Source organism: Streptomyces sp. NPDC007856 (genome assembly GCF_042868225.1).
Classification (GTDB): Bacteria; Actinomycetota; Actinomycetes; order Streptomycetales; family Streptomycetaceae; genus Streptomyces.
Genome location: NZ_JBIAEC010000005.1, coordinates 248,199 through 273,729, shown reverse-complemented (window position 1 = coordinate 273,729; position 25,531 = coordinate 248,199). Strand labels below are relative to the sequence as shown.

At 73.1% G+C, this 25,531-nt stretch carries 21 protein-coding genes; 11 read left to right on the top strand and 10 right to left on the bottom strand.

What is annotated here, in order from left to right; genetic code table 11:
* Window positions 1–23 precede the first annotated feature (23 nt).
* Both ACFYOH_RS14860 and ACFYOH_RS14855 read left to right on the top strand, forming a co-directional pair.
* Window positions 24–407: a BlaI/MecI/CopY family transcriptional regulator gene (locus ACFYOH_RS14860; protein ID WP_388625558.1), complete on the top strand. Its 384-nt coding sequence runs from the start codon at window positions 24–26 to the stop codon at window positions 405–407.
* Window positions 404–1,297 (top strand): M48 family metalloprotease, encoded by an 894-nt coding sequence (locus tag ACFYOH_RS14855; RefSeq protein ID WP_388625555.1) that lies wholly within the window; start codon window positions 404–406, stop codon window positions 1,295–1,297. The genes ACFYOH_RS14860 and ACFYOH_RS14855 overlap by 4 nt, the downstream gene beginning before the upstream one ends.
* Window positions 1,298–1,326: 29 nt before the next feature.
* Here the strand turns inward: ACFYOH_RS14855 and ACFYOH_RS14850 are convergent, their stop codons facing one another.
* Together ACFYOH_RS14850 and ACFYOH_RS14845 are read right to left on the bottom strand one after the other, a co-directional pair.
* On the bottom strand, window positions 1,327–3,690 hold the full coding sequence (locus tag ACFYOH_RS14850) for a glycoside hydrolase family 65 protein (RefSeq protein WP_388625552.1): 2,364 nt from the start codon (window positions 3,688–3,690) through the stop codon (window positions 1,327–1,329).
* Entirely contained in the window at window positions 3,687–4,427 is a 741-nt protein-coding gene (locus ACFYOH_RS14845; protein WP_388625550.1) for an HAD family hydrolase, read from the bottom strand. The genes ACFYOH_RS14850 and ACFYOH_RS14845 overlap by 4 nt, the downstream gene beginning before the upstream one ends.
* Before the next feature lie 85 nt (window positions 4,428–4,512).
* On the opposite strand from ACFYOH_RS14845, the gene ACFYOH_RS14840 reads away from it, so the two are divergent.
* Window positions 4,513–5,175 carry a nucleoside/nucleotide kinase family protein gene (locus ACFYOH_RS14840; protein ID WP_388625547.1) on the top strand — a complete coding sequence of 221 codons (663 nt, stop codon included), beginning with the start codon at window positions 4,513–4,515 and terminating at the stop codon, window positions 5,173–5,175.
* A gap of 6 nt (window positions 5,176–5,181) precedes the next feature.
* Here the strand turns inward: ACFYOH_RS14840 and ACFYOH_RS14835 are convergent, their stop codons facing one another.
* From ACFYOH_RS14835 to ACFYOH_RS14815, 5 genes are all read right to left on the bottom strand, one after another.
* Window positions 5,182–7,011 (bottom strand): hypothetical protein, encoded by a 1,830-nt coding sequence (locus tag ACFYOH_RS14835; RefSeq protein ID WP_388625544.1) that lies wholly within the window; start codon window positions 7,009–7,011, stop codon window positions 5,182–5,184.
* A gap of 5 nt (window positions 7,012–7,016) precedes the next feature.
* Window positions 7,017–7,895: a carbohydrate ABC transporter permease gene (locus ACFYOH_RS14830; protein WP_388625541.1), complete on the bottom strand. Its 879-nt coding sequence runs from the start codon at window positions 7,893–7,895 to the stop codon at window positions 7,017–7,019.
* 18 nt (window positions 7,896–7,913) lie between these two features.
* Window positions 7,914–8,891, bottom strand: a complete 978-nt coding sequence (locus ACFYOH_RS14825; protein ID WP_388625537.1) for a carbohydrate ABC transporter permease — start codon at window positions 8,889–8,891, stop codon at window positions 7,914–7,916.
* A 136-nt stretch (window positions 8,892–9,027) separates the two neighbouring features.
* Complete coding sequence (locus ACFYOH_RS14820) at window positions 9,028–10,359, bottom strand: ABC transporter substrate-binding protein (RefSeq protein ID WP_388625534.1); 1,332 nt, start codon at window positions 10,357–10,359, stop codon at window positions 9,028–9,030.
* Between the two features lie 304 nt (window positions 10,360–10,663).
* On the bottom strand, window positions 10,664–11,809 hold the full coding sequence (locus tag ACFYOH_RS14815; RefSeq protein WP_388625531.1) for an ROK family transcriptional regulator: 1,146 nt from the start codon (window positions 11,807–11,809) through the stop codon (window positions 10,664–10,666).
* Window positions 11,810–12,092: 283 nt separating this feature from the next.
* Between ACFYOH_RS14815 and ACFYOH_RS14810 the strand changes: the two genes are divergently transcribed.
* From ACFYOH_RS14810 to ACFYOH_RS14785, 6 genes are all read left to right on the top strand, one after another.
* On the top strand, window positions 12,093–12,992 hold the full coding sequence (locus ACFYOH_RS14810) for a BadF/BadG/BcrA/BcrD ATPase family protein (RefSeq protein ID WP_388625529.1): 900 nt from the start codon (window positions 12,093–12,095) through the stop codon (window positions 12,990–12,992).
* A 208-nt stretch (window positions 12,993–13,200) separates the two neighbouring features.
* Complete coding sequence (locus tag ACFYOH_RS14805; protein ID WP_388625527.1) at window positions 13,201–15,108, top strand: phosphatase PAP2 family protein; 1,908 nt, start codon at window positions 13,201–13,203, stop codon at window positions 15,106–15,108.
* Between the two features lie 92 nt (window positions 15,109–15,200).
* Window positions 15,201–17,375: a phospholipid carrier-dependent glycosyltransferase gene (locus ACFYOH_RS14800; protein ID WP_388625524.1), complete on the top strand. Its 2,175-nt coding sequence runs from the start codon at window positions 15,201–15,203 to the stop codon at window positions 17,373–17,375.
* A 78-nt stretch (window positions 17,376–17,453) separates the two neighbouring features.
* Window positions 17,454–18,371, top strand: coding sequence for a MurR/RpiR family transcriptional regulator (locus tag ACFYOH_RS14795; protein ID WP_388625967.1), 918 nt, complete (start codon window positions 17,454–17,456; stop codon window positions 18,369–18,371).
* Between the two features lie 446 nt (window positions 18,372–18,817).
* Window positions 18,818–19,198: a hypothetical protein gene (locus ACFYOH_RS14790; protein WP_228618288.1), complete on the top strand. Its 381-nt coding sequence runs from the start codon at window positions 18,818–18,820 to the stop codon at window positions 19,196–19,198.
* 162 nt (window positions 19,199–19,360) lie between these two features.
* Entirely contained in the window at window positions 19,361–21,787 is a 2,427-nt protein-coding gene (locus tag ACFYOH_RS14785) for a SpoIIE family protein phosphatase (RefSeq protein ID WP_388625520.1), read from the top strand.
* A gap of 274 nt (window positions 21,788–22,061) precedes the next feature.
* On the opposite strand, the gene ACFYOH_RS14780 is transcribed toward ACFYOH_RS14785, so the two are convergent.
* Window positions 22,062–22,535 carry a flavin reductase family protein gene (locus ACFYOH_RS14780; RefSeq protein WP_388625965.1) on the bottom strand — a complete coding sequence of 158 codons (474 nt, stop codon included), beginning with the start codon at window positions 22,533–22,535 and terminating at the stop codon, window positions 22,062–22,064.
* Window positions 22,536–22,769: 234 nt separating this feature from the next.
* On the bottom strand, window positions 22,770–23,411 hold the full coding sequence (locus tag ACFYOH_RS14775; RefSeq protein ID WP_388625517.1) for a peptidoglycan-binding protein: 642 nt from the start codon (window positions 23,409–23,411) through the stop codon (window positions 22,770–22,772).
* Window positions 23,412–23,434: 23 nt separating this feature from the next.
* Between ACFYOH_RS14775 and ACFYOH_RS14770 the strand changes: the two genes are divergently transcribed.
* Window positions 23,435–23,593 (top strand): hypothetical protein, encoded by a 159-nt coding sequence (locus ACFYOH_RS14770; protein ID WP_388625514.1) that lies wholly within the window; start codon window positions 23,435–23,437, stop codon window positions 23,591–23,593.
* Here ACFYOH_RS14770 and ACFYOH_RS14765 read toward each other — a convergent pair.
* Window positions 23,580–24,431 (bottom strand): hypothetical protein, encoded by an 852-nt coding sequence (locus ACFYOH_RS14765; protein ID WP_388625511.1) that lies wholly within the window; start codon window positions 24,429–24,431, stop codon window positions 23,580–23,582. The two genes, ACFYOH_RS14770 and ACFYOH_RS14765, sit on opposite strands and share 14 nt — an antisense overlap.
* Window positions 24,432–24,693: 262 nt before the next feature.
* On the opposite strand from ACFYOH_RS14765, the gene ACFYOH_RS14760 reads away from it, so the two are divergent.
* Window positions 24,694–25,440 carry a TetR family transcriptional regulator gene (locus tag ACFYOH_RS14760; RefSeq protein WP_388625508.1) on the top strand — a complete coding sequence of 249 codons (747 nt, stop codon included), beginning with the start codon at window positions 24,694–24,696 and terminating at the stop codon, window positions 25,438–25,440.
* Window positions 25,441–25,531: the final 91 nt, after the last annotated feature.

Below are 25,531 nucleotides of genomic sequence, written 5' to 3'. Positions count from 1 at the left end.
ACTACGCGCTGTAAGGTTGGGGCATGGCTGGCACAGGGTCCCGCGGCAGGGCGGAGCGGCGCAGCGCCGGTGAGCTGGAGAGTGAGGTACTGGCCGCGCTCTGGGCCACCGAGCGGCCCCTGACCCCGGCCGAGATACAGGCCGAGATCGACGGGGCGCTCGCCTACAACACGGTACACACCATCCTCAAACGCCTGTACGACAAAGGGCTGGTGCTGCGGGACGCCGACGGGCGGCGCGGCGCGTACCGTCCGGCGAAGAACGCGGCCGAACTGACCGCCGAGGCGATGCACGAGGCCCTGGACCGGGGCCCGGACCCGATCGCCGCGCTCCAGCAGTTCGTGACCGGACTGAGCCCCGAGGAGGAGCGGGCGCTGCGCGAACTGCTCGCCGGAGGCGCCGCATGAGGTTCGACGTGTACACACCGCTGGTGCTGTCCCTGCTGCTGTCGGTGGCCGGTCCGCTGGTCGCCCGCCGGGGCGCTCCGGCGCTGGCCGCGCGGGTGCTCACCTCGGCGGCCGTACTGACGGCCGCGGCCACCACCTGGTCACTGGTCCTGCTGGCCGCCGCGCTCCTCGGGGACGCGCCGCCGGTCATCCGCGAGGCCCGCCAGGACGGGCATCCGGTGACGGACCCGGTGCCCGAGGCGATCGGCCTCGCCGCCTGTCTGGCGCTGGTGGCGATCGCGGTACGGGTGTACCGGGCCCTGCGCGCCGAGCGCCGCACCCGCCGCGCCCTGCGTCGGCTGTGCGCGGGGCACCCGGCGGGCACCGAGCTGATCGTCGCCGCCTCCGAGGTGCCGCAGGCGTTCGCGATCCCGGGCCGGCCGGGCCGGATCCTGGTCACCTCGGCGATGCTGCGCGCGCTGGAGCCCGCCGAGCGGCGGGTGCTCCTCGCGCACGAGCGCGCCCATCTCGCCCACCGGCACGGGCCCTTGGTCGCGGCGGCGACGCTCGCGGCGGCGGCCGACCCGCTGCTCGGCCCGGTGCGCAAGGCCGTCGGCTTCCTCGTGGAGCGGTGGGCCGACGAGCAGGCGGCGGCCACGGTCGGCGACCGGCGGACCACCGCCCGGGCGCTGGCCCGGGCCGCGCTCACCACCGGCCGGGCCCGCACCGCCTGTGCCCTGCACTTCACCGACCGCGCCGTCACCCGCCGGATCGCGGCCCTGCAGACCAGCCCGCCCCCACGGCTGTGGACGGCCGCGGCGGCCGTCCTCCTCCTGGGCACCCTGTCCGCACTGCTCGCGGCCGACGCGACGGGCGACTTGCTGCGGCAGCTGTCGGGCGTCCTGAACTGAGAGAGCCCGCGAGAAGCGCCCCGAAGGGGTCAACTCCCGTTCGGAGCCCGGTGCGGCGGCTGCTCGGGAGCGGCACGGCGAACGACCGGCGGCACCGCCCGCACCGCCGGCTCGTCGGCGCTCACGGTGAGCGGCTCACCATGGTGCCGCAGGCTCAGCGGCGGCCCGTCCAGCAGCGCGTACGTCGCCTTGTCCGCGCCGATGTCCACGCGCAACCGCCGGCCGCGGAACTCGACGTTGAAGGCCAGCCGGCTCAGCCGCTCGGGCAGGCGGGGCGCGAACCGCAGGCGCTCGCCGTCGCGGCGCATCCCGCCGAAGCCCGCCACCAGCGCCATCCAGGTGCCGGCCAGCGAGGCGATGTGCAGCCCGTCGCGCGTGTTGTGCTCCAGGTCCTGCAGATCCATCAGGGCTGCCTCTGCGGTGTAGGCCCAGGCGAGGTCCAGATGGCCCGTCTGGGCGGCGACGACGGCCTGGCAGCACGCCGACAGGGACGAGTCCCGCACGGTCAGCGGCTCGTAGTAGGCGAAGTTCCGGGCGGCCTGCTCGGCGTCCTCCTCGTCGTGTCCGGTGTCGAAGAAGTCCCCGCAGGTGTACATGGCCAGCACCAGGTCGGCCTGCTTGACGACCTGCTTGCGGTAGAGGTCGAAGTAGGGGAAGTGCAGCAGCAGCGGGTACTGCTCGGGACGGGTGCCCGCGAAGTCCCAGCGCTGGTAGCGGGTGAACCCGGCATGCTGCTCGTGGACACGGAGTTCGTGGTTGTAGGGGACGTACATGGCCTCGGCGGCGTCCCGCCAGGCCGCGCTCTCCTCCTCGTCCACGCCGAGCCGCGCCGCCTCACGCGGATGGCGTTCGGCGGCGTCGGCCGCGGCGAGCAGGTTCTGCCGGGCCATGAGGTTGGTGTAGGCGTTGTCGTCGGCGACCGCGCTGTACTCGTCGGGTCCGGTGACGCCGTCGATGTGGAAGACGCCGTGCGCGTCGTGGTGTCCCAGCGAGCGCCACAGCCGGGCCGTCTCCACCAGCAGTTCCACGCCGGCCTCGCGCTCGAACAGGGTGTCGCCGGTGGCCTCGACGTACCGGACCACCGCGTCGGCTATGCCGGCGTTGACGTGGAAGGCGGCGGTGCCGGCCGGCCAGTACGCCGAGCCCTCCGGTCCCGCGATGGTCCGCCACGGGAACGCGGCCCCGCCGAGCCCGAGTTGGGCGGCGCGTTCGCGGGCCTCGCCCAAAGTGTTGTACCGCCAGCGCAGCGCCTCGGCGACCGCCGCGGGGGCGGTGTGGACGAGCACGGGCAGCACGAACATCTCGGTGTCCCAGAAGGCGTGCCCGTCGTAGCCGGAGCCGGTCAGGCCCTTCGCCGGGATGGCGCGCTGCTCGGCGCGGGCCCCGGCCTGCAGGACGTGGAACAGGGCGAACCGCACGGCCTGTTGGACCTGCTCGTCGCCCTCCGCCTCGACGTCGGCACGGGCCCAGAAGTCGTCCAGGCAGGCCCGCTGGTCCGCCAGCAGGCCCTGCCAGCCGTCGTGCGCGGCGGCGGCGAGCGCGGCGTCGACCTGATCGGCCATCGCGGGCAGCGAACGGGTGCCGGACCAGCCGTGGGCGACCAGCTTCTCCACCCGCAGGGTCTGCCCGGGCTCCAGCACGGAGGTGACCGTCAGCCGGGCCACGTCGGCGCCGCTCTCGCTGCGCGTGGTGGTGCGCCCGGGGCCGCTGACGACATGCTCGGCGGCCACCGCCACCCGCAGGCCGCTGCGCCGGGTGCGGTGCACCAGCCGCAGCCGGCTGCCGGAGGCGAAGTGGTCCTCCTGCTCCAGCGGCGACTGCAGCGCCATGGCCGCCCGCGGATCGCCGTTCGACTCGGGCAGGCTCTCGTTGGCGACCAGTTCGGACTGGATCACCACCCGGCTGCGGCTGCCGACGGCCGTCACCTCGTACGCCACCGCGGCCACCGCGCGCTGGGTCAGCGACACCAGCCGGGTGGAGCGCACCCGGACCGTGGAGCCGGCCGGGGAGGTCCACTCGCAGGTTCGCTCCAGCACCCCGCGGCGCAGGTCCAGGACCCGCTCGTGGGCGACGAGCCGGCCGTAGCGCAGGTCGAACGGCTCGTCGTCCACCAGCAGCCTGAGGATCTTGCCGTTGGTGACGTTGATGACCGTCTGGCCGGACTCCGGGTAGCCGTAGCCGGCCTCCGCGTACGGCAGCGGGTGCACCTCGTGCACGCCGTTGAGGTAGCTGCCGGGCAGGCCGTGCGGTTCGCCCTCGTCGAGGTTGCCGCGCCAGCCGACGTGCCCGTTGGACAGCGCGAACACCGACTCGCTCTGGGCGAGCACGTCGAGATCGAGGGACGTCTCCCGCACCGCCCACGGCTCCACGCTGTACGACCGGTCGGTGATCACTGCTTGCCTCCCAGCTCGGCCAGATCCCGCACCACGATGCTCGCACCGTGCGCGTACAGCGCGTCGGCCTGCCCCACGCGGTCCACGCCGACGACATGCCCGAAGCCGCCCGCGCGGCCCGCGTCCATGCCGGCCAGCGCGTCCTCGAAGACGGCCGCCCGGGACGGCTCGACGCCCAGGTCGTGGGCGGCGGCGAGGAAGGTGTCGGGGTGCGGCTTGCCCGGCAGATGGCGCTCGGCGGCGACGACGCCGTCGATCCGTACGTCGAAGAAGTGTTCGGCGCCGACGGAGCGCAGCACGTCCTTGCAGTTGGCGCTGGAGGAGACGATCGCCGTGCGCAGCCCCGCGGCGCGGACCGCCTCCAGATAGCGCAGGGTGCCCTCGTAGGCCTCCACACCGCCGGTGCGGATCCGCTCCAGCAACAGGACGTTCTTGCGGTTGCCGAGGCCGTGCACGGTAGGGGCGTCCGGCGGGTCCTCGGGGGTGCCCTCGGGCAGGTGGATGCCGCGCGAGTCGAGGAAGGCGCGGACGCCGTCGGCGCGAGGGCGGCCGTCGACGTACTCGTCGTAGTCGTCGACCGCGTCGAACGGCCGCCCCTGCTCCCCCGCGTAGTCCCGCAGGAACGCGTCGAACGTCTCCTTCCAGGCGGCGGCGTGTACGACGGCCGTCTTGGTGACGACCCCGTCGAGATCGAACAGACAGGCCTGGATGGTGTCGGGAAGACCGAGCTGAGTCATACCCAGCACTGTTCCCCATGGGGCGCGGTCCAGCGAGTGGCACACGCCACACACCGCGCGAACTCCTGGTGACACACTCTGCAGTGTGCCGCTGACCTTCGACGACCTCCTCGACCGCGCCCGTGACCTCGTCCGGGACGACCGGCGTGCCGTGCTGGGCATCACGGGCAGCCCCGGGGCGGGCAAGACCACCCTCGCCGAGCATCTGGTGCGCGCCCTGAACGCCGACGGGCCGCCCTGGGTCGCGCACGTGCCCATGGACGGCTTCCACCTCGCCGACGTCGAGCTGGACCGGCTGGGCCGCCGGGACCGCAAGGGCGCGCCGGACACCTTCGACGCGGCCGGGTACGCGGCGCTGCTGCGGCGGCTGCGCGAGGACTCCGGCGAGGTGGTGTACGCGCCCGGGTTCGAGCGGGTGCTGGAGCAGCCGATCGCCGGCGCGATCCCGGTACCGCCCGCCGCCCGGCTGGTCGTGACCGAGGGCAACTACCTTCTGCTGACGGAGGGTTCGTGGGCGCGGGTGCGGCCGTGCCTGGACGAGGTGTGGTTCTGCGAGACGGACGAGGACCAGCGGATCCGGCGGCTGATCGCCCGGCACGAGGAGTTCGGCAAGGACCACGAGACGGCCGCGGCCTGGGTGCTGGGCACGGACCAGCGCAACGCCGAGCTGGTGGCGACGACGCGGGGGCGGGCGGACCTGGTGGTGCCGGCGGGCGCGCTGCCGGCACCGGTGCTGCCCGAGCGCTGACGAGGCTCAGCGGTGGAGCGTGAGGGACGGCTCCCCACGGCCGTCGCCCGCCACCGCGCCGACGACCGCCGTGAACGCCTCCGTGCGGGCGATGAGCCCGTCCGGGCCCTCCTCGAACACCGGCGCGAAGGGGCCGCCCGGCCCGTACCGCACGGCGAACACATGCAGCCCCTCCGGCGCGCCCGGTGCCGGTTCTGCCTCCAGCGCGCTGGAGGAGACCAGGTGGCGCCAGCCCTCGTCGGGGTTGCCGTAGCCGCGCGGGTCGGCGGCGAGCGCGAACGCGGCCTGTTCCTGGGTGAGTCCGGCGCGGGTGTCGAAGTGGTCGGGCCCGGCGTCCGCTGGGTGCGTGAGGCGCAGACCCCCCGCCGAGACGACCTCGCCCTCGGCGGTGCGGCGCACCCGGTCGCCGTCGTCGGCGGCGTACGGCAGCCCGGACAGCAGGTAGGGCGCCCCGTCGAGCCGCTCCACGGCGACCGCCACCCACAGGCTGGTGCCGTCGGTGACGTACAGCGAGCGGACATGGCGCAGGACGTGGTCGCGGCCGACGACGGGCTTGGTCACCAGTTTCGCCGCGAGCCCCTCGGCGCGGACGTCCGCGACCCGGACCTCGCCCATGGGGCGGCACAGCAGGAAGCCGTCCGTGACCGGCCCGAACCCGTGCTGACGGCGCACGGCCGCGGGCAGGTAGTAGGTGCCGCCCGCCTCGATGAGCGAGGGGGTCATCCGGCCGTCGAAGGCCAGGGACACGCTGCCGGAGCGCAGTTGGTGGCGGGCGGGTGCACAGGACGGGGTGCGGTGCCAGCGGGTGGGGTCCTGGATCTGCCAGACCAGCATGAAGGCGAAGTGCCCGTCGATCCGGCCGTCCCGCTGGGCGGCATGCCGGCCCCAGCGGGTGTCACCCCGGTAGCGGCCGAGGTCGGAGCCGATGCGTGCGCCGAAGTACCGCAGTCCCAGGACGGCTTCAAAACCGGAGTGCTGTTCGCTGTACCGGGGGCCGCCGTTGTCGTAGCCGCCGGACGTCAGCCGGGCGTCGATGTATCGGGCGAGGGCGTCGCCGTCCTCGGCGAAGATCTCCTCTCCGCTGACCCGGTGGGCCTGGGCCAGGAAGGACAGGGAGATCGGGCCGTAGTTGTTGTCGTAGGCGCCGCCGTGCTCGGGGGGCAGGACCGCGCCGCGGTCGCGTACGCGGTGGGCGCGGATCTCGTCGGCGTACAGGCCGAGCGCTCGCACCCGGACCGACTCACCCTGATGGTCCGGGAGATGGCGGGCGAGCATCAGGCCGCCGGTGACGCAGCCGATGGCCTGGTTCCCGGCCTCCTGCGGGTTGAAGAAGGTGGCCTCGGTGAGCCACCGCCAGTAGCCGTACGCCAACTCTCGTAGTCCAGTGCGCTGTTCGTCGTCCAGCAGGCCGTCGGCGGCATCGAGGACGTTGACCGCCTGGAGCAGCGCCCAGACGGTGCTGGGCCAGTCGCCGATGGGGTGGACGCCTGCTTTGAGCACGTAACGGGCGTACGGCAGACCCGAGTCGGTGACCTTGAGATTCGGGTAGCCGGGGTTGTCCTCGGTGTACACGCGCTCGCGCAGATGGAAGGCGAGGCTGCGGCGGACGGCCTCCGGCAGCCGGGGGTCCTTGCCGCGTTGCCAGGCCAGGGCGAGCAGCGAGGTGATGCCGAGGGAGGTGTCGCCGATGTCGTCGTGGGCGTCGGGGTGTTCGAGGTTGCCCTCGGGGGTCATCCGGGCGAGGGCCTGCTCGGTGACGTGGGCGAGGACGGCGTCGTACGCGTCCGCGGTGTCCGGCAGGTCGTGCAGCGGGCCGCGCTGGTAGGGCAGATGCACGCTGTTCAGCCCTTCATTCCGGTGGTGGCCAGGCCTTCCACCAGTCTCTTCTGGAAGACGAGGAAGCAGATGAGCGTCGGGGCGAGCGCGAGTGTCGACATGGCGAACATCGCGCCGTAGGAGGAGCCGCTGGTCTTGTCCAGGAAGAGGGTGAGGCCGAGGGGGACGGTGAAGCGGGCGTTCTGCTGGAGGTAGACGAGCTGGCTGAGGAAGTCGTCGTAGGTCCAGATGAAGGTGAAGATCGTGGTGGTGACCAGGGCCGGCCGCATCAGCGGCAGGATGATCCGCCAGTAGATCTGGAGCGGGTTGGCGCCGTCCATCATCGCGGCCTGGTCCAGCTCGCGCGGGATGGAGCGGATGAACTGCACCATCAGGAAGATGAAGAAGGCGTCCGTGGCGAGGAACTTCGGCACGATCAGCGGCAGGAAGGTGTTGATCCAGGTCAGGTTGTAGAAGATCGTGTACTGCGGGATCAGCGTGGCCTGCATGGGCAGCATGAGCGTGCCGAGCATCAGGCCGAACCAGATCTTCTGTCCCCGGAACTCGAAGCGTGCGAAGGCGTAGGCGGCCAGCGAGCAGGAGATGACGTTTCCGGTCACCGCCCCGATCGTGACGATCAGTGAGTTGGTGATGTAGAGCGAGAAGGAGTTTCCGGAGCCGCTCCAGCCCTCGGAGTAGTTCTGCGGGTGCAGCCGGCTCGGGATCAGTCCGGGGTGCGTGAAGATCTGGGTGTCGGGCTTGAGGGAACTGCTGAGCATCCACAGCAGCGGGTAGAGCATGACGAGCGCGACCCCGATGAGCAGGGTGTGCAGGAGGACGCGGCGGGGGCCGGTGAGCGAGCGGAGCTTCTGCAGCGGCGACGCGTTCGGGGCGATGGCGGACATGTTCGGCTGGCTCCTCGCTCAGTCGTCGTAGTGGACCCAGTAGCGGCCGGCGACGAAGTTGACCGCCGTGAAGCCCGCGATGACCAGGAACAGCACCCAGGCCAGCGCCGATGCGTAGCCCATCTGCAGGTCTGCGAAGCCCTTCTTGTACAGGTAGAGGGAGTAGAGCATGGTCGAGTCGAGCGGTCCGCCGGTGCCGTTGCTGATGACGAAGGCGGGCGTGAAGGTCTTGAACGCGTCGATGATCTGCAGGACGACGTTGAAGAAGACGATCGGGGTGAGCAACGGCAGGGTGATCCTGAAGAAGCGGGTGACGGGTCCGGCGCCGTCGATGGCGGCCGCCTCGTACACGTCCTTCGGCAGTTGCTTCAGACCGGCCAGGAAGATGACCATCGGGGTGCCGAACTGCCAGACGGCCAGCAGCACCAGCGTGTAGAGCGCGGTGTCGGGGCTGGAGATCCAGTCCTGGCCCTTGATGCCGAACCAGCCCAGGAAGTGGTTGAACAGGCCGTCGCCGCCGAAGACCTGCCGCCACACGATGGCCACGGCGACCGCGCCGCCGAGCAGGGAGGGCAGGTAGAAGGCGGCCCGGTACAGGCCGATGCCCTTCAGCGGGCGGTTGAGCAGCATGGCCACGCCGAGCGCGAACGCCAGCTTCAGCGGGACGGAGACGACGACGTACAGGAGCGTGGCGTGCACCGAGTCCCAGAAGACCGGGTCGTCGGTGAACATCTTCCGGTAGTTGCCGACGTCGATCCACTGCGGGGCAGACAGCAGGTCGAACCTGGTGAAGGACAGGTACAGCGAGTCCAGCATCGGGTAGATCGTCAGGCCGAACAAGCCCACGAACCAAGGGGCCAGGAAAAGGTACGGCCACCAGCCTCCGCCCCGACGATGGGCGAGGCGGCGCCGCATCCGGTCGCTCTCCCGCTGGTCGGACGGGGCCGCCGGAGCCGACGGCTCCTCGGCGACCGCGCCGGTCTGCGCGGTGGTCATACTCATCTCCCTGGCCCTCTCCCGGTGTTCGGTGGTGCGGCGCGGCTAGGCGGCCTTGGTGAAGTGCCGGCGCGGGGAACCGCGCGACCAGCCCCCACCGGCCCGCGGGTTCATCACCGTGCTTCCAGCGGAGCGCTCAGGCGCTCAGGATTCCTGCCGCCTGGTCGAAGAACTTGCCCAGCTGCGCCTTGATCGTCGTCTTGCCGAAGGCGATGGCGAGATTCGACTGGAACAGCAGGTCCCAGATCTGAGTGGCGGCCGCGGGCGGGGGCGGCGGGGCGGGCAGCGCGCCGGTGGCCTTGGCGACCCGCTTGGAGATGTAGTCGGCGTTCGCCATGTCCCGCTTGTCGGTGTCGTCCAGGCCCGCGCTGATGAGGCCGCGCGCCTTGTCCGTCGGTGGGATGCCGCGCAGCAGCTGCATGTCCTTGATGGCCGTGGCGTCCTGGGCGAAGAACGACATGATCTTCACGGAGTCGGCGACGCGCTTGCTGGACTTGGTGGCGCTCAGCAGCACACCGCCGTTGAGGAAGTTGCCCTCCCGGGCGCCGGACCAGTCGCCCTGCGGAGTGGGCAGGAAGTCCAGGGTGGCGCTGGTGATCGAGCCGCCCGCGCCGTAGACACCGATGTCGAAGGTGAAGAGGGTCTTGCCGATGACTACGCCGTTCTTGGTGAGGTCGTTGTGCGCCGCGGAGGTGACCGCGGCCGCCGGGGAGGCGTTGATCCTGCGCATCTCGGCCCAGTACTCCCACCACGCCTGGAGGGTGTCCGAGGTGAAGCCGAGCTTCTTTCCGTCGTCCGAGAACAGGTTCTGGCCGTGCTCGCGGGCGAAGATCTCGAAGGCGTTGAGGGTGCCGCCGCCACCGTCGTCGACGCCGAAGAGCTTGCCGCCGCTCTTCTTGTTGACGTCGACGGCGATCTTCTTCAGGTCGGACCAGCTCCACTCGGCGTCCGGGAACTTCAGGCCCAGCTTCTCCAGTCCGCTGCGGTTGACGGTGAGCTGGTTGGTGCCGATACCGGACGGTACGCCGTACAGCTTGCCGTCCACCGTGCCGGCGGCGAGCAGCGTCTTGGAGAAGCCGGTGAGATCCAGGGACTTGCCGACGTAGTCGTCGAGCGGGGCGAGGACTCCCTTGCGGGCGTACTGGGCGACCAGCGCGGTGTCCATCTGCAGCAGGTCGGGGGTGCTGCCGCCGGCGATCTGGGTGTTGAACTTGTTGAAGTAGCCGTCGTATCCGGAGTAGGTCTCCTGGATCCTGATCTTCGGGTTCTTCTGCTGGAAGTAGGCCAGCGCCTTCTTGTAGGCCGCGTGCCGCTCGTCGCTGCCCCACCAGGTCATGGTCAGCCTGCTGCTGGTGGTGCCGGCTCCGGTGCCGCCCGCGCAGGCCGTGAGCGCGGGCCCGAGAGCGCCTGCGACGGCGAGCCCGCTCGCGGTGCGGAAGAGGGTTCTACGCGAGATCTGGTGACCCACCGGGTCCTCCCTGAAGGTGCGTGTCGGATGTCCGGCCGGTCGCCGCGGCACGGGGGTGCGGGTGCGCGGTCGCTGCGGCACGGGTGCGGTACTGGCGAACGTGCGCCTCCCGGGGGCGGCCTCGCCCGGCCGCGCCGCCTGAGTTGCGGGTGGGATCCCCGGCCGCCTGCGGGCCGGTGACGCACGAGCACGCCCTCGTGCGCCGCGCCGTACGTCGCGTACGGCCCGGATGCCACCCCAAGCCGGTGTCCCGACCGGCTTAGAAAGCGCTTGTCCGGACATTGGCAGAACGAGCCGGAGGCCGTCAATCCTTCCTTCGCGCGGCCTCGGTCACGGTTCGGACACCGCGGGCAACCGCGAGCCGGGCCGCGCCCACGACGGTGCCCAGGTCACCGACGGTGCTGCTGACCACCTCGGTGGGCCAGCTCAGCCGCGCCAGTTCGGTGCGCACCCCGGGCAGCAGCTGCGGGTCGGCGCCGGTGCTGCCGCCGAGCACGATCAGGCCGGGGTCGAGCACGGCGGCCACGGCGGCTGCGAGCCGGCCCACGTCGGCGGCATGGCGGGCGACGACGGTGCGGGCCGGGGCGCACCCCTGGCCCGCGAGCCTGAACAGCCGTGCGGTGGTGGCCGGGCAGGGGCCGTCCACGGCCCGCCAGGCCTCGGCGGCACGCCGCAGCAGCGAACGGGCGCCGATGTACTCCTCCAGCGCCTCCAAGCGCGGCTCGCGGCCGTCGTCCCAGGGGTAGGGCAGCCGGGCCAGCTCACCGGCGGCGCCGTTCGCCCCGCGCAGCACCCGGCCGTCGACGACGATGCCGAGGCCGACGCCCACGCCGATGCGGAGATAGCCGAAGGTGCCGCGGCCCCGGGCGGCGCCCTGGTGCAGTTCGGCGAGGGCGGCGCAGTTGACGTTGTTCTCCAGGTGGACGGGGACTCCCGGGGGCAGTGCGACGGCCATGGAGTCGAAGACCGGGCCCGCCTTGTCGGTCGCCGGACGCATCCCGCCGCCCTCCGCCGCCCGTGCGGTGACATCGCCGACGGCGACGACGACGGTGCGCAGCGGGACACCGGCGGGCAGCGTACCGAGGGCCTCGCGTACGGCGTCGGCGGCGTCGGCCCGGGAGCCGGTGGCCTCGGCCAGCAGGCTCCCGTCCAGGGCGCAGCCCCGTACCCGGGTGCGGTCGGGGCCCAGGTCGACGGCGAGCACGGCGCCGGCGTCCGGGCCGAGCCGGTAGACGGCGGCCGTGCGGCCGGTGCCGCTGGAGGCGGTGCCGGAGAGGGCGGCGAGCCGGGCGCTTTCCAGTTCGGCGACGGCGGAGGACACCGTCGGCTTGGACAGCCCGGCGAGGCTCGCCAGTTGCGGCCGGGTCGCGCTGCCCGCCCGGGCGAGCACGGCGAAGACCGCGCTCGCGCTCTCGGACAGCCAGGGCGCCGTCACCACGTCGTGTTCCACGGTTCTCCCACAGGTCAAGGACCGCTGTCGGCAGGGCACCCCGGACAACGGCGCTGGGAATGCCCGGCGTCACGCGGGGCGGCCCCGGTGATCCCAAGGGCCTTGAGCGCGACGCCTCTTGACGCACTGTACTTGGTTAGTTAACTTCCTAACGAACTTCACGGTACTCGCCTGCCGTACTCCGCCCGAGGCCCGTCCCGGGGCTTCCCGACCGCTCCAACCACCCTTCACCCAGGCACGGTTCGCCCACCGTCGTAAGCAGCGCACCGACGAAAGAGGTTGCGTGCAGGACTCCACGCCCGTCCTGGTCGGCATCGACGTGGGCGGCACCAAGACGCATCTGCGGGCCGTGGCCGGGGACGCTCAAGTCGCCGACCTCGTCCGCGCGAGCGGGGGCTGGCGGCCGCACGACGCCGCGGCCGCCGCGTCCTGGCTGGCCGGGCTGGTCACCGACGGGCTGCCGTCCGGGGTCCGCCCGTCGGCGCTGGCCGTGGGCGGCCACGCCTGTGAGACCCCGCGCCAGTGCGCGCTGCTGCGCACCGCCCTGCGTGCGTACGTCGACGTGCCCGCGCTGGTCGTGGGTGACGCCGAACTACTCGTCCCCGCCGCCGGGTTGGACAAGGGCGTCGGCGTGGTCGCCGGCACCGGCTCGGTGGCGGTGGGCCGGCGCGCCGACGGCACCCCCGTGCAGGTCGGCGGCTGGGGCGCGGCCCTCGGCGACGAGGGCGGCGCGGCCGGGCTGGTCCGGGAGGCGGCCCGCGCCTGCTGGGCCGCGCACGACCGCGGCGAGGCACCCGACGCGCTGGCGGCGGCGCTCTTGGAGGCGTTCGGCGTGCCCGAAGTGCCCGCTCTGGGAGCGGCGTTGGAGCGTGCCACGGATCCCTCCGCCGAGTGGGGACGGCACGCACCGGCCGTCTTCGCCGCCGCCGAGGCCGGCTCGGCGCTCGCCCACGCGGTGATCGCCGCCGGGGGCCGGTCACTGGCCGCCCTCGTGGCGCTGCTGGCCCGGCGAGGTGTGCCGGCGGACGACGTGGTGGTCGCGGGCGGCATGGTTCTCGCCCAGCCGCTGCTCTACGACGCGTTCACCGCCGCCCTCGCCGAGTCCCTGCCGTCCACCCGGCCGCGGCCGCTGCGGGTGCCGCCGGTCGACGGGGCGGTGGCGCTGGCACGTTCGCTCCTGTGAGGCCAGGACAGGGTCTGGGCGTTTCTGTGCGGCGTGCGCCCCGCGTTCACCCGCCGACCACGCGGAGACCACCGGGGCCTCCCCGGCGGGTCACACCACAGCCCTAGATATTCAGCAGTTCGACTTCTTCCCCCTTCTTCTCCACGGGATCGCACAAGTCGGCACATCCCGACGGGCGCCCCGTGGACGACTCCTGAGAGGCACAGGCATGCCGTCACCTGCCGGGCACCCCTCCTCCGTGCCGAACCGGCGCGGGTTCCTCAAGACGTCGCTGGCCGCGTCGGCGGGCGTACTCGCCGCCCCGGCCGTCGCCGCCTGGCTGCCGGCGGCCGACGCGAAGGCCGCCACCGCCCCGGCCGCGTTCGTGGACGACTACAAGACAAACGTCGTCGCCAACCTCACGCCCGAGACCAACGCGGTGATCCGGATCCTCGGCGGCTTCGCCCAGGTGTGGAAGACCGGTTCCGCCTGGAACAGCGGCGCCCCGCTGCGCCCCGAGGTGCTGCGCGCCGACCTGGACTACTGCGCCCGCGTCACGCAGACGCGCACCGACGCACAGGCGAAGGAGGCGTTCGTCTACGACCGCCAGCACCAGAGTTACGCGCTGATCGCCGGCCTCGGCCCGCTCGCCGGCCTCTATAAGGCGGGCGCGAAGGCGGTCACATCGATCACGAGCGCGCCCGACGGCACACCCGCGACCACCGTCAGCGACGCCGTACCGGCCGACGCCCCGGCCGGCTCGGCCCTCGGCGCCGGCGCCCACGACTCGGCCCTCGGCAAGGTCGCCGAACTGGTCGACACCGTGCGCGGACCCTACGCCTCCGGCAACCCCGCCAAGTACGCCTACCAGTACCCGCGTCCGTGGCGCCTGACCGAGGACAGCGAGGTCGTCGACACGGGGAGGACGGACGCGTTCGGCTTCCCCGTGTACGACTCACCGGTGGTCGTCGCCCCGCAGCTGCTGCGCCAGCGCGGCACCTCCCCGGCCGACGACGGCGGCTTCCCGAGCGGCCACACCAACGCCTTCCACCTGGCCGCGCTGGCCTACGCCTACGCCGTACCCGAGCGCTTCCAGGAGCTGGTGACCCGCGCGTTCGAGCTGAGCCACACCCGGATCGTGGCGGGCATGCACCACCCCGTCGACGTCATCGGCGGCCGGATCATGGCCACCGCGCTCGCCGCGGCCACCCTGGCCGACCCGGCCAACGCGGGTCTGAAGGCCGCCGCCCGTGCCCAGGCCCTCGCCTGGTTCACCGCGCAGACCGGTGCCACCGCCGACACGCTGTACGCCTACGCCCACACCGGCACCGACCCGTACGCCGACCGGGACGCGGGCGCCCGCACGGTCGGGCCCCGGCTGACGTACGTCCTCACCCGGCAGGGCCGCGATCTGCCGCTGACCGTGCCGAAGGGCGCGGAGGTGCTGCTGGAGACCCGCCTGCCGTATCTGACGGCCGATCAGCGCCGCGAGGTGCTGCGCACCACCGGCCTGCCCTCCGGGTACGTCCTCCTCGACGGCTTCGAGCAGTGGGGCCGGCTCAACCTGTTCGCCGCGGCGGACGGTTACGGCGCCTTCGACGCGGATGTCTCGGTCACGCTGGACGCGGCGGCGGGCGGCTTCTCGGCCGCCGACGCCTGGCGCAACGACATCGACGGGCGCGGCGGCCTGACCAAGCGTGGCACCGGCTCGCTGACGCTGACCGGCCGCAACCGCTACACGGGCGGGACGGTGCTGGCCGAGGGCACGCTGGTCGCCGGTTCCGAGGACGCCCTCGGCCACGGCGACGTGCGGGTCGCGGGCGGCACCCTGCGGATGGCCGGACGGCTGCGGGTGCGCGGCGCCTACGCGCAGGACGCGGGCACGCTGCAGGTCACCCTGCGAGCCGGCCGCAAGGCGCCGCTGACGGTGCAGCACCTGGCCGTGCTGGGCGGCTCGGCGGTGCTGTCGCTGCGGCTGGACACCGAGCGGCCGCCGGCCGAGGGCAGCACCCTGCCGGTCGTCGACGTGCCCCGGCTGCGCGGCCGGTTCATCCGGATCGAGGTGAACTCCGACCGGCTGCGGGCCGTACCCGTGTACACGGCAGAAGGTCTGTCGGTACGACTCGTGAAGCGGTGACGCCTGCGGCGGCGGGAGCGGTGCGACAGTAGGGCCATGATCCGGCCCACGACCGTTCCCGCCGCGCCCCGGCCGGTGCCACCTCGGGGCGGATGATGGCGCGCGAACAGCACTTGCTCCTCACCCGTGCGGCTGCCGTGGAGGGCCCGCGCCGGCCGCCCGCCGCCCGCCTCCGCGCCCGGCTGCGCCGCCACCGGCGCTGGCTGGTGCCGCTGCTGGCCGCGCTGTTGCTCGCCCAGATGGCCGCGGCGATGGTCACCACGGCCGTCCAGCAGACCCCGACCATCGACGAGCCGGTGTACGTCGCGACCGCCACCGACTATCTGCACGAGCACCGGATCCGCTACAACCCCGAGCATCCGCCGCTCGGCAAGCTGCTGATCGCGACGGGTGTGGCGGTGGCGGACCCGCACTACGACCCGTCGTACACCGGCACCCAGGGGGATGTGGGCCGGCATCTGCTCTACGCGTCGGGCAACGACCCCTGGCGTGTGATGCTGTGGGCGCGGCTTCCGGTGATCGTGCTGACGCTGCTGTTCGGCCTGGTCGCCTTCGCGTTCGCCCGCGACCTGACGGGCGCGGCGGGCGGCCTGGTGGCACTCGCCCTGTACACCTTCTCGCCCGATCTGATCGCCCACGGCTCGCTGGCCACGCTGGACGTGCCGATGGCCGGGTTCGTGCTGACGTCGGCCTGGCTGGTGTGGCGGGCACGGCGCCGGCCCCGGCCGTACCTGCCGCTCGCCGGGGCGGCTCTCGGCGCGGCTGTGGCGACCAAGATGAGCGCGTTGCCGGCGGTTCCGGTGCTGATGGCGCTGGCCGCGGCGGCCGTCCTGACGGCGCGCGGGGGACCGGGGCTGCCGCCGGGGGATCGGCCGGACGCGAGCCCGTACGCGGACCCGCGCCTGGCAGGGGGTGCACACGCAAGGGGCGGACGGCACACGGACATCGGCCCGGAACGGGACATGCACCCGACCGGCGCGCGCCCTGACACGAGCCTCCGCCGGGAGCGGGAGGCGCCGGGAACCGGCGGGCCGGACACGGGCGACGGCCGGAAGCGGCGGACACCGCACGCCGACGGCCCGGGTACGAGCGACGACGGTCGGGAACGGGTCACCCTTCCGACCGGCGGGCCGCCGACGCGCACGGGCCGGGCCCGGCGGGTCCTGTCCGCCCTCACGACCCGGGCCGATCCTCACCGGCGTACGGCCCGCTCCGCCCTCGCGGGCCCCGCGGGCGCTCGCCCGCACGAGGCACTGTCGCTGCCCACGCCTTCCGGCGCGGCCGGTACGCCCCTGCGCACGGCTCTGCCCGTCCTCGCGGGTGCCCCCGGCGGCCGGCGCCGGAATGCGCTGTCGGCGCTGGGCGGTGCGGTCGTCGTGGCTGGGGTGGCGCTCGCCGTCGTCTGGGCCGCGTATCTGGCCGTGGATCCCGGCCTGCGGTTCTCCCCCGCCGAACCGGTCCCGGCCCTGCACGGGCTGCGCGGCCGGCTGGTGGACCTGCTGCCGGTGCCCGGTGCCTACCGGGCGGGGATGCGGGTGCAGTTCGGGCTGGAGGACCAGCCGTGGCAGGGCTATCTGTTCGGGCACCTGTACACCGGCTCGCTCTGGTACTACCTGCCGGCCGCCCTGCTGGTGAAGACGCCGCTCGGGCTGCTGGCGCTGGGCGCGGCGGGTGCGGTGGCGGTCGTGGCGGTGCGGCGGCTTCGGCCCGCGGCGCCGTACGTGCTGCTGCCGCCCGGGGTGCTGCTCGCGGCGGCCATGACGGGGTCGCGGGACTTCGGCACGCGGTACGCGCTGTTCGTGCCGATGTTGCTCGCGGTGGCGGCGGCCTGTGTGCCCCGGCCCGGCCGGCGGTGGACGGCCGCCGTGACGGCGGCACTGGTGCTGTGCACGGCCGTGAGCTCGCTGCGGACGTTCCCGTACTACCTGCCGTACTCCAACGAGGCCTTCGGCGGCCCCGCCCACACCCACCGGCTGCTGCACGACTCCAACGTGGACTGGGGACAGGACCTGGGCCGGCTCGCCGACCGGCTCCGGGAGCGGTATCCGGGCGAGCGGGTGTGGCTGGTGTACAAGGGCAGCGGGGTGCCGTCGTACTACGGCATCCACGCCGCCGATCCGCGCAGCGTGCCGCCGCAGCGGGTACACGGTCTGCTGGTGGTCTCGGACTCCGCGCTCGCCAAGGCGCGCGGGCGGCTCGCCGAGCTGGTCGGCAGTAGCCGGCCCGCCGGTGCCGTGGGCGATTCCATCAGCCTCTTCCGGCGCTGAAACCTCCTGCTCAACCCCCTGTTCCTGACGGTGGGTGAGCTATGTTGAGTGCTTGTGGCAGACAATGGAGGCGGACCGGTGCCCTCGCCGCAGCAGGCACGCGCACAGGCATCAGCGATCACGTCCGGCAAGACCGTGCCCGCGGCCGAGGCCGCCCCGACCTCGCGGCTCAGGGAACTCTTCGACGGCCCCCGTCTGTCGCCGGGGCAGCGGCGCATCGCCCAGTACCTGATCGAGCACATCACCGAGGCCGCGTTCCTGTCCATCACCGAGCTGGCCGACCGGGTCGGGGTCAGCCAGCCCTCGGTCACCCGCTTCGCCGGCGCCGTCGGCTTCAGCGGCTACCCCGCCCTGCGCGAGAGGCTGCAGGCGATCGCGCTGAGCACGCTGGCCGGCGGGCCGGCCGAGGAGAACCGGGCCAACGAGCTGCAGGCGGCCGTCGACGCCGAGATCGAGAACCTGGAGAACCTGCGGCGCGACTTCGCCGACCCCGACCAGATCATCCGGGTCGGCCGCGAGCTGTCCCGCTCCACCCCGCTGACGGTGCTGGGCCTGCGCATCTCGGAGTCGCTCGCCGAGTACTTCGGATACGCCGCCCGCCGCATCCACCCCGACGTGCGGCTGGTCACCCGGGGCGGCAGCGTGGCCTACGACGCGCTGCTGCAGTGCCGCGAGGCGGGCGGCACCTGGGTGCTGGCCTTCGCCATGCCGAGGCACTCCCAGGAGACGCTGCAGGCCGTCCGGGTGGCCCGCGGCGCGGGTCTGAAGGTCGCCCTGGTGACCGACCTGGCGCTCGGGCCGGTGGCCGACGAGGCCGACGTCACCTTCGCCACCGGCACCGGCTCCCGGCTGGTCTTCGACTCCTACGCCGCGCCGGGCGTGATGGCCGCCGCGCTGCTGCAGGCCATGACCGACGCCGATCCGGAGCGCACCCAGGCCCGGCTGGAGAAGTACGAGCAGCTCTCCGACCAGCACCAGTTCTTCATGAAGGACTGAATCCGGCGCATTCGTGCGGCCGCGACGCCGGATGCGGTGAAGATCCTGCGGTCTCCCCTGCCATGGACGGGGATCATCCACGACAAATCACGCATGAATGTTTTCATACGTCTTGCAAACCGGACGGCATATATAAATACTGCTCACGGATCGCGCCCGGCCCACTCCGGGCACGTTCCGCACCTGCGGACTCACCGCTCGCACAACCGCCCCGAGAAAGCCGACGGACCGCCCATGCGTATGCCCAGTCACCACGCAGCGCCGGTTGCCGACGCCCGGGGCCCCGCACGGACACCCCCAGCCGCCGTCCCCTACCCACGTCGGCGCCCGGGGTGTACCGGGGCGCGCCGTCTGCGCGACGCGCCCGTGGCGGCCCCGGCCATCCCCTAGGCCGGGGCCGCCCCGCACCCGTCGGACCACCCTCACGACGCCGCACACCGGAAGCGATGACCATGCCCCTGACCAGCACCCGTATCAGCCCCGACTGGCCCTGCCAGGTCAAGACGCCGGGCTCGTACGACTGGGAGCGCTCGGCGGCCAAGTGGCTGCGTGAGCTGATCCCCGCGCGTTACGCCAGCTATCCGGCCCTCATCCGCCACCCCGTCCTGCTCGCCCGGCACGCCCAGCTGCAGGTCCAGCAGGAGATCCGGGTGGCCCGGACGGCACTGCAGACCGCACGGGCCGAGCTGCCGATGCTCGGCCTGCCCGAGTCGGTCATCGAGCACACGATCAAGCTGTACGCCGCCGAGGTCCTGCAGCTGCAGCACATAGCGCGCAGCGTCCGCGCGGTCAGCGAGGCCCTGGCCGGACGCGGCACGGGCCGCTGATCCACAGACCTCCACCGGCTCCGTCGACCGACGGCGCACCACCGTTTCCCCTCGTGCGGGGATCACACGGACGACTTGCGGGTGCCCTCGGGTGATCGTACGAAGCTCGTGTGAAGCTCGTATGAATCCCGACCCGCCAGAAGAGTGATCGAGCGGGCCCCGATGTGCCATGCTCGTCGCGTGACGAGCGAGCCCGTTCACCCGGCGAATCCCGTCGGCGGCGATCCGGCCGCACTGGCCAGGGTCGTGGCCCGGCAGCGCGCGGAGATGGAACGGCTGCGGGACCTGGCCGCCACCTCGGCGGTCCAGGAGAGGGCCAAGGGCGTGCTCATGGCCGTCACCGGATGTTCCCCGGCGGCCGCGCACGAGGAGCTGCTGCGGCGCGCCGCGGACGGCAACCGCACGCTCCTGGAACAGTGCTGGCTCACCCTGGGCGCCCTGCCGCCGCCGAAGGAGCGGCCGGACGGCACGTCACCCGCCGAACCGCAGGCCGCCGACTCCTGGGGCGCGCCAACCGGCGCGGTGGACCTCGCCAAGACACTCGGGCGCATCGGCCGGGACCTGGTCCGGGTCGGCACGCCGCACGAGCTGGCCTGGTGCCTGCTGGGCCACATCGCGCCGGAGACGGACGCCGACGCCGTGATGCTGTACACGCGGCTGCCCGAGGGCGGTCTCGAACTGATCGGGCACGCCGGTCTCGACACGACCTTCGCCGCGCAGTGGCGGTACGTCCCCCCGGCGACCGGAACGGTCCCGCTCGACGCCCTGCGGTCCGGCGAGCCGCGATGGCTGGAGGACCTCTCCGGGGACCGCGACCGGTGTCCGATCATCGGGGAGTCGCCGGAGCGCTGGCCCAGCCGCGCCTGGCTGCCCATGCCGGCCGGGGACTCCGCGCATGTCGTCCTCGGCGTGTGGCGCAGCCGCGGCGGGACGTTCGAACCGCGCGAGCGGCGGCTGCTGCAGGCAGTGGCCCGGCTGTGCGCGGGTCGGCTGCGCGCCTTCGACACCCCGCGGGAACGCACCGGCGGCGCCGTCGCCCAGACCGTGCAGGCGGTGTTCGACGCGCTGCCGGGCGCGGCGATCCTGCTGACGCCGCTGCGCGCCGCCTCCGGCGAGGTGGCGGACTACCGCATCGAGGCCGCCACCTCCGGGGCGGTCGACGTGCTGGGCCGGTCCGGCCGGGAGTTGGTCGGCAGACAGGTCCTGGAGAGCTATCCGGCCGTCGCGGGCGAGCCGCTGTGGCAGGGCTGTCTCCAGGCGCTGGGGGCCGGGGTGCCGTTCGAGAGCGAGTCGTTCGTCCATCAGGAGGTGGTCGGCGACGTGCCTGTGGTCGCCACCTACTCGGTGCGGGCCGCTCCGCTGGGCGAGGGGCTGCTGGTCACCTGGGTGCGGCACGACCCCGCCGAGCGGCAGGAGCAGCGGCTGGCCGATGTGCAGCGGCTCGGCAACCTCGGCTGGGCCAACTGGAACCTGATCACCGGGGAGATCTCCTGGTCCGAGCAGACGTACGCCGTCCTCGGCCGCCCCCAGGCCGAGCGGCCGCTCGCTCTGGAACGGCTCCCTGACCTCGCCCTGCCGGACGACGCGGGGCCGCTCACCCACGCGATCGCCGAACTCGTCCGCCACGCCCGGCGGTTCGACATGCCGTTCCGCATGGACACGCCCGAGGGGGTCCGGCATCTGCGGCTGGTCGCGGAGGCCGTCAGGGCGCCGGACGGCACCACCGTCGAGGTGCACGGCTTCGTCCAGGACCTCACCAGGCAGCGCAGCGCGGAACTGGCGCTCGTGGAGAGCGAGCGGGCGATGCTGCTGCAGCGCGGGATCCTGCAGGCCGAGCGGGCCCTGGCCGCCCGGCTGCAGCACGCCCTGCTGCCGTTGCCGAGCAAGCCGGTGCGGCTGGCCGGGCTGCGCATCGAGGTCGCGTATCTGCCCGCCCAGTCCGGAATCCATGTGGGCGGCGACTGGTTCAGTGCCATCGAACTGCCCGACGACAACGTGCTGTTCGTGGTCGGTGACGTCGCGGGCCACGGCGTCGACGCCGTGGCCACGATGGCCCAGCTCAGGTTCAGCGCGAAGGGCATGGTCACCACCGGTTCCTCGCTGACCGGGGTGCTGCTGCGGCTCAACTACCTGCTGCTGCACTCCCGCGACACCCAGACCACCGCCACCATGGTGCTCGCCCGCTACGACCCCCGCCGGCACGAGCTCGCCTGGGCGCAGGCCGGGCATCTGCCGCCGCTGCTCTCGCGCCGGGGCGAGGTGCGCTATCTCGACCGGCCCGGCGGCATGCTGCTCGGCGCGAGCGCGGCCCCCGTCTTCGAGGCGGCGGAACTCGGCCTGGAGCCCGGGGACCGGCTGCTGCTGTACACCGACGGCCTGGTCGAGCGCCCCGGCGAGAGCCTCGAAGCGGGCCTGGACCGGCTGGCCGAAGCGGTGCGCGACCAGGGCTGCGGCGCGTCCGGATCTTTGGACGCGTTGCTCGCCACGATGCTCGCGGAGGAGGGGCGGGACGATGTGTGCGTGCTGGACATCAGGATGCCGCTGGAGGACCTGACGGACGGGGCGGACGCGCCGGGCACGGACGACTAGGGCCGGGCGGCGCCGGGACCCGTGACGCCGCCGGGGGCGGGGCCGGGATCAGTCGTCGTTCCGGTGCCGCCAGTACCAGAGCACCCCGACGACGAGGGCCAGCAGGAAGACAGCGGGCACGAGCAGGCCCGGAATGCGGGAGCCGGTCATCGGGCTGGCTTTCGGTCGTGGTGCGGCGGTACGCGCGGCCGTCGGCCGCAGGCTGCCCATGATGGCGCCGGGTCACCGCCGGGGCAATGCCTTCTTCGGAGTGTCTCCCGGTGTTCGAATCCGCTCACTCCACGGGGTGACCGGCCTTGATGCCGACCGCGTCGGACAGGCGCAGCAGCGGCCCGCCGGGTCCCTCGCCCCACTGCACCGGATCCAGGACGAAGCCGACGTGGTCGCCTCCGTCGGTGCGGTGGAGGATGGTGCCGACGAACCAGGCCGCCGTGTTCCGCAGCACCATCGCGCCGCCGTACCCTTCCGTCCACTCCAGGTGCGCGAACTTGTCGGTCTTGTCGCCGGTCTCGCCGCCGAGGAGTTCCGCGACGTCCCGCTGGTCCCGGGTGAGCAGGTGGACGCCGAGGTGCTGGGCGGCCCGGGCGACACGGTAGGTGTGGTTGGCCTTGGACAGCCAGACGGTGAACCGGGGCGGCCGGATGGAGCACTGCGAGGCGAAGCCGACCAGACACCCGGCCCGCTCACCGTCGGCCACGGCCGTGACCACGCACATGTCGGGGTCCAGCCGTGCGAAGAAGCCGGCCATGGAGCCGTGCAGGGGGCCGTTCAGGGAGTCGTCCGTGGCGCTCTTCATGGGACCGTCCGTGGCGCCGTTCATGCCCTCCGGGGCCGCCGCACCGTCCACGTCCCGCGTGCTCCGCGTCCCGTCCACGTCCGTCATGGCACCGCGCTCCCGTCCGCCGCTACGGCCCGGCCTCGGCGTACGCAGGAAGGCCCGGAGGCCGCCCGCGCCGCTTCCCCGGGGTTCCCTGCGCCCCTCTCATGAATCGTCGCCCAGGCTGGTCCGCGACTCCAGCGCGCGGCGCGTGTCGTCGCCGTAGACACCGGTCTCGTCGCCGCTGATGCCGTACCAGAGCTGGAACCGGGCCACGGCCGCGGTCAGGTCGGCGTCGTAGGTACCGCTGGTGGAGCCGTCGCGGTAGACGTCCGGGATGCGGAGCAGCCGTTCCTGCAGTTCGGTGACCCCGGGGCCGGTGTCGCCCGGGCGGAGGGTGCCGGGGCCGTCGGGGTCGGTGGCGGCGGTGGGCGCGGGGGATGCGGTCAGGGTCGGTGCCGGTGACGTGGCGGGCGGTGCGGTCGTCGCCGGCCGATGCGGGGGTGCGGTCGCCGCGGCCTGCTGGCGGCCGGTGAGGAGCAGGGCGCCGCCGAAACCGAGGAGAGCCGCGGCGGCCACCGCCCCGGCGACGGCGGTCCGGCGCAGGGCGGACGTGGTGCGGGGCTGTGGCGGTACGGGCGGGAGCTCCTGTGTCTCCGCCTCGTCGGTGTCTGCTGCTCGCGCCGGAACGCTGTCCATCTCGCGCATCAGCTCCGCGAGCCCGTCGAGACGGCGGGGCCGCAGGACCCGGACGGGTTCCAGGACCGGTCGGGGATGCGGCCGTTCGGGATCGGGAGGTGTCGGCACCTGGCTCTCCTTCCGTCGTCCCCGTGCTGAGATACGACGACGGAAGTGCCGCCGTTCAGGCGTGGCCGACATCCTCCAAACGCTCGGAGGACACCCGTGCCGCCGTCGGGCACGGCGCCCCCTTCGCCGACCTCACGGGCACGGCCGGGGCCACCCGGCGGGTCACCGTCAGGCTGGGCTGAGCATCCCCCGCGCTTCCTGCGCGAACCGGCTCAGGGACGCCGTGAACGCGGTGACGAAGGCGTCCCTGGCCTCCTCCGGCAGAGCCTGGAGGGACAGGTAGGGGTTCAGGTCCTCCAGTTCGACCAGCAGGAGGTCGCCGTCGCGGGTGCGGCAGGCGTCGACGCGCTGGATGCCGTGGCCGAGGTCGTTCCAGTCGATGAACCGCCGGGCGAACTCCAGGTCGGCGGCGGTGGCCGCATAGGGCTTAAGCTCCCAGCGGCGCCGCGGGTCGGGGGCGTACAGGGCGTACTGGTAGTCGTCGTCGACGAAGTAGAAGGACACCTCGTGGACGAAGTCGACGCAGGGCTGGATCAGGACCTGGCCGGTGGCGAGCGCGGGCACCTGGCCTGCGGGCACGATCCTGAGGCCGAGGGAGTCGGCGCCCAGCATGGGCTTGACGACGTACCGCTCGGCGGCCGGCAGCAGGTGCAGTTCCTCGGCGCGGCCGACCGTCGGTATGACGGGGAAGCCCGCGGCGCTCAGGTCGAGCAGGTACTGCTTGCCGGCCATGTCCGCCTTGCCGGTGAGCGGGTTGTACACCCCTGCGCCGGTGGCGAGGGCACGCGCGCGGAAGGCGTCGTACGCGCGCTGGTAGCCGAGGACGGGCCCGCTGTTGCGGACGACCACGGCGTCGAAGCCGTCCATCAGCGCCTCGGCGTCCAGCGGATGGCACAGGGCGAGGTCGAAGCGGGCGCGCAGCCGGGAGGTGAGGAAGATGTCCTCGTCGCAGTAGCGGCGCCCGCGGGCCTCGTACGCCAGATCGGTGACGTAGAGCAGACGGGGGCGGGCGGCGGGCATACGGGGTCTCCTCGGGCGGATGCGGCCGTGTCGGCGGCGGGCACGGAAAGGCGCCGTGTCGGCGGTGGATGCAGAAAGGTTACGTCGGGGTACGGCCGCTCCCGTTCCCAGCCCCGACCTGGCCGGCAACCCGCACTCGGTGCTGCGCGGCGCGGACCCCGGCCCCAGGACCGGCGCCCATCCGCAGCACTCAGTTCCCCCATGCACCTACTCGGACTGCACTGAGTGTCATATGGCTCATCCGGGTGCTACGTTCCCCTCCATGAGCTCCAGCAGCGCGGCACCGGCCGTGAAGCCGCCGATGCGCGATGCCCTCGTCGCGGCGGCGTTCCAGCTCTTCCTGGAACGCGGGTACGAGCAGACCACCGTGGACGACATCGTGGCCCTGGCGGGGGTCGGCCGGCGTTCGTTCTTCCGCTACTTCCCCTCCAAGGAGGACGTGGTCTTCCCCGACCACGAGCGCTGCCTGGCCGATATGACCGCCTTTCTCGCCGCGAGCGAGGAGGAGCACGAGCCGGTGCGCCGGGTGTGTGACGCGGCCCGGCTGGTGCTGGGGATGTACGCGGAGAACCCGGCGTTCTCCGTGCAGCGCTATCGCCTCACCAAGCAGGTGCCGGGCCTGCGGGCCTACGAGCTGTCGGTGGTGTGGCGTTACGAACGCGCCCTCGCCGAGTACCTGCGCGGACGGTTCGCGGGCCGGCCCGACGGAACACTGCGGGCGGATGTCATCGCGGCCGCCGTGGTCGCCGCGCACAACAACGCCCTGCGCTCGTGGCTGCGTTCGGACGGTCTGGGCGACGCGGGAGCGGCCGTGGACCACGCGCTGGGGTATGTGCAACGGGCGTTCGGGCACACGACCGAGCCGGTCGCGGCGCCTGCCCGGATCGAATGGCCGCCGCCCGGCGGGACGGAGGGCGGTCCCGAGGACGTGGTGGTGCTGGTGTCCCGCCGGGACGCCCCGCTGTGGCGAGTGGTGCAGGAGCTGGAGACGGCACTCGGTCGCACCTGATACCCCCGGCCCGCAGATTGGGGGTACGCAGTGCCTTTACGAGTGACACTGAGTGCCATACTCTGTCGGCGTGCACGGTGGCACGGCTGCC

Bases quoted from the DNA above. Each gene is read 5' to 3' on its own strand.
- ACFYOH_RS14860 (WP_388625558.1), top strand. From the start codon at position 24: ATGGCTGGCACAGGGTCCCGCGGCAGGGCGGAGCGGCGCAGCGCCGGT.
- ACFYOH_RS14855 (WP_388625555.1), top strand. From the start codon at position 404: ATGAGGTTCGACGTGTACACACCGCTGGTGCTGTCCCTGCTGCTGTCG.
- ACFYOH_RS14845 (WP_388625550.1), bottom strand. From the start codon at position 4,427: ATGACTCAGCTCGGTCTTCCCGACACCATCCAGGCCTGTCTGTTCGAT.
- ACFYOH_RS14830 (WP_388625541.1), bottom strand. From the start codon at position 7,895: ATGTCCGCCATCGCCCCGAACGCGTCGCCGCTGCAGAAGCTCCGCTCG.
- ACFYOH_RS14825 (WP_388625537.1), bottom strand. From the start codon at position 8,891: ATGACCACCGCGCAGACCGGCGCGGTCGCCGAGGAGCCGTCGGCTCCG.
- ACFYOH_RS14805 (WP_388625527.1), top strand. From the start codon at position 13,201: ATGCCGTCACCTGCCGGGCACCCCTCCTCCGTGCCGAACCGGCGCGGG.
- ACFYOH_RS14800 (WP_388625524.1), top strand. From the start codon at position 15,201: ATGATGGCGCGCGAACAGCACTTGCTCCTCACCCGTGCGGCTGCCGTG.
- ACFYOH_RS14790 (WP_228618288.1), top strand. From the start codon at position 18,818: ATGACCATGCCCCTGACCAGCACCCGTATCAGCCCCGACTGGCCCTGC.
- ACFYOH_RS14785 (WP_388625520.1), top strand. From the start codon at position 19,361: ATGTGCCATGCTCGTCGCGTGACGAGCGAGCCCGTTCACCCGGCGAAT.
- ACFYOH_RS14780 (WP_388625965.1), bottom strand. From the start codon at position 22,535: ATGGCCGGCTTCTTCGCACGGCTGGACCCCGACATGTGCGTGGTCACG.
- ACFYOH_RS14765 (WP_388625511.1), bottom strand. From the start codon at position 24,431: ATGCCCGCCGCCCGCCCCCGTCTGCTCTACGTCACCGATCTGGCGTAC.
- ACFYOH_RS14760 (WP_388625508.1), top strand. From the start codon at position 24,694: ATGAGCTCCAGCAGCGCGGCACCGGCCGTGAAGCCGCCGATGCGCGAT.